The sequence below is a fragment of the Agrobacterium sp. 10MFCol1.1 genome (genome assembly GCF_000381165.1).
In the GTDB taxonomy this organism is placed as follows: domain Bacteria; phylum Pseudomonadota; class Alphaproteobacteria; order Rhizobiales; family Rhizobiaceae; genus Agrobacterium; species Agrobacterium tumefaciens.
The window spans coordinates 23,806-31,863 of the sequence record NZ_KB906088.1; the positions used below are offsets into that span (position 1 = coordinate 23,806).

Annotated in this window: 11 protein-coding genes and 1 tRNA gene; 2 read left to right on the forward strand and 10 right to left on the reverse strand. The window is 57.8% G+C overall.

Annotated elements, in window-relative coordinates; translation table 11 throughout:
• Positions 1–35: 35 nt before the first annotated feature.
• Both F617_RS29085 and F617_RS0126445 read left to right on the forward strand, forming a co-directional pair.
• Entirely contained in the window at positions 36–161 is a 126-nt protein-coding gene (locus F617_RS29085; RefSeq protein WP_019567401.1) for a hypothetical protein, read from the forward strand.
• Positions 162–317: 156 nt separating this feature from the next.
• Positions 318–548, forward strand: coding sequence for a hypothetical protein (locus F617_RS0126445; RefSeq protein WP_013762433.1), 231 nt, complete (start codon positions 318–320; stop codon positions 546–548).
• A gap of 21 nt (positions 549–569) precedes the next feature.
• On the opposite strand, the gene F617_RS0126450 is transcribed toward F617_RS0126445, so the two are convergent.
• The 10 genes from F617_RS0126450 to F617_RS0126500 all read right to left on the reverse strand — a co-directional run bounded on the left by F617_RS0126450 (position 570) and on the right by F617_RS0126500 (position 8,042).
• Positions 570–767, reverse strand: a complete 198-nt coding sequence (locus F617_RS0126450; protein ID WP_003519000.1) for a hypothetical protein — start codon at positions 765–767, stop codon at positions 570–572.
• Between the two features lie 99 nt (positions 768–866).
• The gene (locus F617_RS0126455; protein WP_013762432.1) at positions 867–1,493 is read right to left on the reverse strand and encodes an isochorismatase family cysteine hydrolase; all 627 of its coding nucleotides are present in this window, start codon (positions 1,491–1,493) and stop codon (positions 867–869) included.
• A gap of 9 nt (positions 1,494–1,502) precedes the next feature.
• A complete protein-coding gene (locus F617_RS0126460) occupies positions 1,503–2,162 on the reverse strand; it encodes a DUF6766 family protein (protein WP_013762431.1) in 660 nt (219 codons plus the stop codon).
• Between the two features lie 81 nt (positions 2,163–2,243).
• Complete coding sequence (locus F617_RS0126465) at positions 2,244–2,744, reverse strand: ferritin-like domain-containing protein (RefSeq protein ID WP_013762430.1); 501 nt, start codon at positions 2,742–2,744, stop codon at positions 2,244–2,246.
• A gap of 48 nt (positions 2,745–2,792) precedes the next feature.
• Positions 2,793–4,931, reverse strand: coding sequence for a catalase C (gene catE, locus F617_RS0126470; RefSeq protein ID WP_019567402.1), 2,139 nt, complete (start codon positions 4,929–4,931; stop codon positions 2,793–2,795).
• A gap of 68 nt (positions 4,932–4,999) precedes the next feature.
• The gene (locus F617_RS0126475) at positions 5,000–5,608 is read right to left on the reverse strand and encodes a general stress protein (RefSeq protein ID WP_019567403.1); all 609 of its coding nucleotides are present in this window, start codon (positions 5,606–5,608) and stop codon (positions 5,000–5,002) included.
• 26 nt (positions 5,609–5,634) lie between these two features.
• The gene (locus F617_RS0126480; RefSeq protein ID WP_019567404.1) at positions 5,635–5,952 is read right to left on the reverse strand and encodes a PepSY domain-containing protein; all 318 of its coding nucleotides are present in this window, start codon (positions 5,950–5,952) and stop codon (positions 5,635–5,637) included.
• 250 nt (positions 5,953–6,202) lie between these two features.
• Complete coding sequence (locus F617_RS0126485) at positions 6,203–6,820, reverse strand: flavodoxin family protein (protein ID WP_026331087.1); 618 nt, start codon at positions 6,818–6,820, stop codon at positions 6,203–6,205.
• A gap of 104 nt (positions 6,821–6,924) precedes the next feature.
• On the reverse strand, positions 6,925–7,332 hold the full coding sequence (locus tag F617_RS0126490) for a low affinity iron permease family protein (RefSeq protein ID WP_019567406.1): 408 nt from the start codon (positions 7,330–7,332) through the stop codon (positions 6,925–6,927).
• A 633-nt stretch (positions 7,333–7,965) separates the two neighbouring features.
• Positions 7,966–8,042 (reverse strand) — tRNA-Met (locus tag F617_RS0126500).
• Positions 8,043–8,058: the final 16 nt, after the last annotated feature.

Here is an 8,058-nt window from a genome sequence, read left to right on the forward strand (position 1 = left end):
CAGGCACTTTTCGCACTGCCGGGTGATTGTTTCCGATGCCGCTGTTCAATCATGCGTTCCGCGTTTTCTCTCGTCTGTTCCCTGTCTTTGCGGCTTTCATCGCTATTGCCAGCACGGGCGTCATCCGTACCGGGCTCTGGCTTGGCGTCATCGTCTGGTAGGCTCATCGCTTCATCTCCGCTTGTGGTTTCCAAAATGAGGGACCCGCTATCCCCGCAGTTTTCTAACCATGCAGCCTGAAGGATGTTCCGGCGTGATGAAGGCCTGAGGGAACACTGTCGCCGGAAAATGGTTAGGGAGGTATCAAGGAGGATGTCATGAACAAGGACGACAAGCTCAAGCAGATCCATAAGGACAGCGAGCCGCAATTTGCGCGCGGCAAAAAAACCTCTGATAACAACGGCGTCGCGAGCGCGAAGCCAAGGGTTATCACCGGCTCGGACGACGCAACCGCCAACAAGCTGCCGCCCGGGGTCAAAAAACCCGAAAAAGACTGGGATTTGAACTACGATGAACGGGACACCAACGAGGGCGATTTCAGGGGTTAATCCGATCGACAATCGCAATTTTCACCGTGCCAGGTCCTCGATCAGAAGTTCGATGGATTGTGGCTCGGCGCCCTCTCGTGTCTGCACCGTCAATACGCTGCCGGTGTTCAGAACGCCCTCAAGCACGGTACGCTCGCCCACAATGATCTTGATGACCTTCGGGGTCGCAGCCTCGATATTCAGGCTGTTGCTTGTTTCGTGATCGACTCTCTGGGTCACGGCTGGACCTCCGTTGCTGGGAAGATTGGCGGCCTAACTGCGCTCGGCCAGGCTTGTTCCCTTTCTTCCGTTGCTGTGATGATGAATAGTGACGCTGGCTCACGACAATCTTACGGACCGCCGAGCCGATTGCGACGGAAGAGTACCGAGGAGTGTCGCCGTATCGCAGACCTGCAGCTGCGTCGAATAACGGCCGGAGAGCAGCTTTAACGCTGCGTCGTGTGTCGCATCCCTTCCGCTGCAAAGCGCGTCCTCTACCAGAATGACATGGAAACCTTGGTCTATCGCACCCAGAACGGTGGCGAGAACGCAGACATCCGTTTCTCCGCCTGTTATCACAATCGTCGATACATGCTCTTTCCGCAGGATTTCGCCGAGACCCCCATGTTGCCACGGCGAATAGACGCTTTTGCGGAAGATACGGGCGGGTGGGATATAGCGCGATAGTGAGGGGATTACCTCGATGAGTTCGGGAGGCAGGGACTGCTGCGTCATCATCGGCCATTTTTCATAATAGGCGCGCCACGCACCGGGAGCCTCTTCTACGGTTTTAGGCGGTATAAAACAGGTGAAGATACAGCGGGCGGCATCCGCCCGAACCACGGCCTCCACCTCCTCGCTGATGCGGTCCATCCATTCGACATGCCATGGCGTATCCTCGGCGAAAACGCGCTGCATATCGACGCACAGGTGCCGCCAGTCTCCCTCGTCCGAAAATTTGACCATGCCTCCTCCCTACCCGCCGGTCTCGCTGTGAGGAGCGGCAACCGGCTTCGATTCCGGCGAACCGCGAAAGCGCAGGAAGATGGAAAGAACGACGAGGACCGCAGTCGACAGAAACTCCGATTGCCAGTTCTGAAACGATTCAAACCAGAATTCTACACTTCCCAAATGCGCAAACAGCGTCGTCTCGGGCTCGCCGTGCATGGCGGCTTCCAACGCCGCCGTGTCGGCACTGTATTTCAGATGCAGGACAAAACTGACGATAAAAAGGAAGGACAGCGCCAGACCCAGGGAATAGGAATAAATGGCACGGATAAATCCTCCAAGTTTTACCGGCCAGGGCGCCTTGGGATCATCTTCTTTTTGGGCAGGGTCTTCATCCTGCGGGGCAGTCTTGTCAGGATCCTTGGACTCCGACGAGCCTCTTTGAAAAAGAAATGCGGTCAGCATCACGTAAGCCGACATCTGGAGGAATTCGCTCTCCCAGTTTTCGAACAAAGCGGAGAGAAAATGACCGCTCTTTGCATAGGAAAAAAACGTGAGAGGCATGGCGTGATGTTGCGCCAGCTCCTCATTGTAAACCGCCCAACCGGTCGCCAGCATACCACCGATCGTCAATACGGAAGTCAGGACAAGGACAATCGCCAATCCATTGTCGCGAAACAGCCTCATGGTTCAGCCTCGCATGAAAGAGACAACTACGAAATCGAAGGTGCCGCCGGTTTGAGCGGCACCTCCCAGGTGACGGACCGCTTACGCCGCCTTGGATTTGGCCTTCACGTTTGCGCTGGCCTGGGCAAGCGACGAGAGCGCCGTGTCCGTCGCGCTTTCTTCGCCCAGCGTCTGTTCGAACAGTTTGGCCGCTTCCTTCATGCCGAGTTCAACCGCCCACGTCTTCAATGTGCCGTAGCGGGTGATCTCGTAATGCTCCACGGCCTGCGCCGAAGAAATGAGCCCAGCATCAAGCGCGGACGAGCCTTTGAATTCCTCCATGATTTCCTCGCCTTCCGCGATGATGCCCTGGATCGCCTCACAGGTCTTGCCGCGCGCCGGCTTGCCGAGCAGTTCAAAGACATTCTGCAAACGCTCCACATGGACCTCTGTCTCGTCCCTGTGTTTTTCGAATGCCGCCTTCAAGTCCGGCGATTGCGCAGCGCGCGCCATCTTCGGAAGCGCCTTGAGAATCTGGCGCTCGGCAAAATAAATGTCCTTCACCGTATCGAGGAAAAGGTCTTCCAATGTCTTCTCAGCCATTTTTAGTCTCCTGTTGCTTTGGTTGGTGAGTGGGAAATCAGATGTTCGTCATTCCTCATTAACGGAAACGGAGGCCTTGCCGAGTTTCACCGACGGCTCGCGCGCCCACACCCGCAATTTGCCGAGTTCGGACACGAAGGCCGCCAGTCCCTCCTCGCCTGGCAAGGGCAGCACCCCCTCATCCACGGCGTCCGCAATTCCCGCTTTTTTCAGAAGCGGCAGCGCCGACTGGTCGTAACCGATGAATTTGCAGTGCTGGAACGCGTCGGCGACGAAATCCCGCGCGGTTGCTTCCTTGATCAGTTCATCGACGGCCGTAGCCGATGTCAGCAGCGCCACCGCATCGAAAAGCACTGAAGGACCGCCATCGATCATGTGATGTGCCTCGATGAAGGTACCGTCCGACGCCGTCACGCCGCCAACCTTGGGCGCGATCAACTCGAAGACGGCTTTTTCGGCTGTTACCGCCTTGGTCAGCCCCTTCAGCAGTTTTGCATCTACACCGTCGGTGATGAGAATACCGAGCTTGCGACCCTCGAACCGTTTGGGCCCACGCTGAACAATACTGAGCGCCGGCGAAGGCTCAAGATCCTGACGGGTCGGCATGGCGGCATCCGCGGGCTTGGGCATGGCTTGCAGGCCGAGCTTCTGCGCTACCGTCGCAGCCAGCGTTTCATCGATATTGAGAAGATGCGCGACCATCCTCTCACGAATGACTGGCGTTTCCACCTTGCTGAGTTCGAAGGTGAGCGCCGATGCGATATGGCGTTGTTCAGGCGGCGTTTGGCTAATGTAGAACTGGCGCGCCTGGCTGTAATGATCGGCAAAACTTTCCGGCCGCAGCCTCGCCTTGGGTCCCTGCTCTTCAGCGGGGAAATGCTGGAAACCACGCATCGGCGATTCCCTTGGACCCTCTCCGAAGGAATTCGGCTGATAATTGGCCCGTCCGTCCGGGTTGCGCACCGCCATATGGCCGTCCTGCTGGAAATGCGCGAAACGACACTTAGGCGCATTGATCGGCAGATGTGTGAAGTTTGGCCCGCCGAGACGCTTCAACTGCGTATCGAGATAGGAAAAATTCCTGCCCTGCAGCAGCGGATCATTGCTGAAATCGATGCCCGGCGGAACGTTCTGCGTCATGAACGCCACCTGTTCGGTCTCGGCAAAAAAGTTGTCCGGCATACGATCAAGGACGAGCCGGCCGACCGGTTTGGGCGCCAATATCTCCTCGGGGATGATCTTGGTGGGATCAAGAACGTCAAAATCGAAACTGTCGGCGAAATCCTGGTCGAAAAGCTGCACCTGCAACTCCCACTCCGGGAAATTGCCGGACTGGATCGCAGTCCAGAGATCACGCCGATGGAAATCGGGATCGGCACCGTTGATCTTGACCGCTTCGTTCCACGCCACCGATTGCAATCCAAGTTTCGGCTTCCAGTGAAACTTCACGAAGCTCGATTCTCCCTTCGCATTGATGAGGCGGAAGGTGTGTACGCCGAACCCCTCCATAAACCGGAGGGAACGCGGAATTGTCCGGTCCGACATGATCCACATGACCATGTTCATGCTTTCGGGCGTCAGGCTGATGAAATCCCAGAAGGTGTCATGCGCGGTTTGCGCCTGCGGAAAGGCGCGGTCGGGCTCCTGCTTGGCGGCATGAATGAGGTCCGGAAACTTGATTGCGTGCTGAATGAAGAAGACGGGAATGTTGTTGCCGACGAGATCCCAATTTCCTTCCTTGGTGTAGAGCTTCACGGCAAAGCCGCGCACATCCCGCGCGAGATCGGCCGAGCCCTTGTTGCCGGCGACTGTCGAGAACCGCACGAAGGCGGGCGTCTTTTCACCGGCCCTCTGAAACAGGTCAGCCTTGGTGTGGGCGGCAAGGGAGTCATAGGTCTCGAAATAGCCATGCGCGCCGTAACCGCGGGCATGAACCACGCGTTCTGGAATTCGCTCGTGATCGAAATGGAAAATCTTCTCGCGGAAATGAAAATCATCCACGAGAAGCGGCCCGCGAGGACCGACCCGAAGGGAATTCTGGTCGTCCGCAACCGGCCCGCCCTGCGCGGTCGTCAGCACGGGCTCGTCGCCAGTGGCAATCTGGTGCAGCTCGCCTCCTTCTCCCCGAACAAGCTTCTGGTCGTGGATGGTAACGGATGATGAGGTGGAATCTGGTTTTTTGGCCATGTTAACTCCTGCAAGGCGTTGACCAGGGACTATGGCGGAACCAGGCCCCTGGAGGACGGACGTTCTCGTCAAATTGCCGAGCGGCGATAGCGGCCACGTTCCTGTTCAATGTCTTCCGCTGCGTAGGGTCTCGATGTCTCGTCGAAACGCGTCCAGCCCTGTTCGCGATAAGCGGCGCGGCGTTCGGCAGGATCAACCCAACCTTGCCGCTTCAGCACGGCCTCGGCCTCCGGCACCAGATTGTCTTCCACACGGGCGGTTACCAGTGTGCCGCCCCTGCGCACCCCTTCCGCGTAGAGATTGGCATCCTCTTCAGAAACACCCGAGCGGGTCATAGCTCCGATCAGCCCGCCGGCCGCACCGCCGGCAACAGCGCCGCCGGCTGCTCCGACTGCCGTTGCGGCAAGCCAACCGGCTGCAACCACCGGCCCCACTCCCGGGATCGCCATCAACCCAAGTCCCGCCAGCAGACCCCCAGCGCCGCCAACAAGCGCGCCGATGCCAGCACCCGCGCCGGCGCCCTCAGCAGCATTGGAATCGGAATCCTCTCCATGTCGCCTGTCGGCGTTGCTGGCCACAACGCTGATATCGCTTGACGGCACGCCCGCTCGCTCCAGTTCGGAAACGGCAGCGCTCGCATCATCATAGTCATCGAAAAGTCCGGTTACGGTTCCCATGTCATTTCTCCCAAATCCTGCGCGCCTCACTTGGCGACGACGTTGCCCTGATAATCGAGCGCGATGGCGACGGTCTTGCCGCCCTTCATGCCCGATGCCATCCACACGCCCTTGTCATCCTTCGTCAGATTCTTGACCTGGGTGTAACCGGCATCTTCAATCCTCTGTCTGGCCTGCGCCTCAGTGAAGCTATTGGCGCCCTCCACCGGGGCCGTAGGGTTATTGGCGCCCGGCGTGGCGACAGCAGGCGTATCGCCTCCGGGATTGGCGGTCGGCGTCTGCTGGGCGAAAGCCGACAGCGCGCCGCTCCCCAGAAGCAACGCAACGAAAACAGTCTTCTTCATCGGGATTTTCCTCCGCTTGCATTATGGCTCTCCAGCCTCCCTCTCGGGAGTTCCCCCGAGATGGGAAACCCCTTTCAGGGCCGGCATGGACATCTCCCGAACAAACCGACATGCGGAGAGTTCCGAAAAATAATGAGGAGGAGAATCTCGTTTCGAAAATTCGGAGCGGATCATGGAGGGCTCGATAGCATACGACCCGCGTAGCCGTTCGAGGGCGTAAGGCCTGCGACACGAACCGGTAAAATGGATATCAGTCCTCGCTGCCCGGATATTGGCTGTTCCTCAGGAGTCCCGCCAAGTGCACCGTGTTGCGTACAAGCATGCTGATCATGGTTTTAACGGCATCAGGCGTCTCATCGAGATCGACGAAATTCTTCGATCCCATCGCCTCCCCTAGCCAATAGGCAACCGCATTTGCCGGGATTGTGAAGCCAACATCATTCAGAGCCTGGAAAAGTTCCGCAGAAACATGGTGAGCCCCATCCTCATTCCCGACGACTGCCACCGCGGCAACCTTGCCGCAGGAAACCATACGCCCCCGCTCGTCCGTTTCCTCCAGAAATGCATCCATGCGCTCCAGCGCTCGCTTGCACACGCTCGAAGGCTGTCCGAGCCATATCGGTGTCCCAAACAAAAGAATATCGGCAGCAAGAATCTTCTCGCGGATAGCCGGCCAGGCATCCCCCTCGCCTTCGTCTGACGTAACCCCGGCCTTGACGTCATGATCAGCGAGCCAAATCATTTCGCTTTGAACATCGTGATCGCCGAGCTCTTGAAGGATCAGGGCCAGAACTCTTTCTGTCGATGACGGCTCTGCCGATGTGGAGGACTTGAGTGTGGCATTCAACGCAAGGGCCTTGAGAGACATGATAATTCCTTCTGTCAGCGGGCTTTGCCGCGTTTGGTCTTCGGTGACGATGTCACGGCGATGACAAGCGATGGCCGCCGCCGCCATCTGACAAACCGCCCGACCTAACGCCGGGAAAGTAATCGCGCCATGGCATGATGCGGCGGCGGCTTTTCACCTTCAGAGCCGTTTTCCTTTTCCAGCCGAGCGCGGATGTCCTCAATTTCTGCTTCCGTGAGGTGCTCGATCCCGATGAAATCCGCCCGCGCCTCCTCCACAGCTCGAAGCAATTCGTCTAGTTTTGCTTCCATCGCCGCAGAATCCCGGTTCTGCGAGTTCTGCACGAGGAAAATCATGAGAAAGGTGACAATGGTCGTGCCCGTGTTGATGACCAGTTGCCAGACCTCAGAAAACCCGAACAGCGGCCCGCTTATTCCCCAGACGATGACTGTGCCAAGCGCGGCGACAAAAGCTGTCGGCGAACCGGAAAAAGACGCTATGCGGCTCGCTAATCGAGTGAAAAACCTGTCCATGGCGCTGCACCTCATGGCTGACACCGACACTGACGCAGAACACACCTGCCGTATCACCCGCGATCTACGGACCGGCAATGCGTGCTGCGTTCCGTTGCCCCCAAACAAAGAACACGCGCGATGGTTCCGGAACGCGGCGAGTTGGAAGCGAGCAGCACCATGCTTTAAGTACGAAGCAAGACGACGTTCACCCGCTGCCAGCCATCTCAAAAGTACAGCACCAGAACGCCATTTCTTCGGGCCAATGTGTAGATGGCAAAATTACCCTCTTCAGGACGAGGACCACCCACGAACACCGACCCGGTTTTGCGGGCACAGCTACTGCGAGCCAGCTCTTTCTTCAGCCGCCTGTTCTCCTCGGTCACCTCGTCGCCCTTGGCGTTCGATGCCCCAAACCTCTTCTTCCATTCGTCGTATAGTGAGAGCCGGGCAACGCCGGGACGTTGAGAAACCTCGCAACCGGATAGCCTTCGCGCGTGGTCTGGTGCACGTCTCACATACGCAGCACGATTATCTGGAGATGCTTCGTGCCGGCGAGTTGGACAGGGATCAGAAACGCAAAAAGCTCCTCGACGCTTGCGCGGAGGAGCATTTTGTTAAGCGATTTGAATGGTTAAACATTCAAGTTTGAATTGGTTGCGGGGGCAGGATTTGAACCTGCGGCCTTCAGGTTATGAGCCTGACGAGCTACCGGGCTGCTCCACCCCGCGTTACCAGCGTAAATCC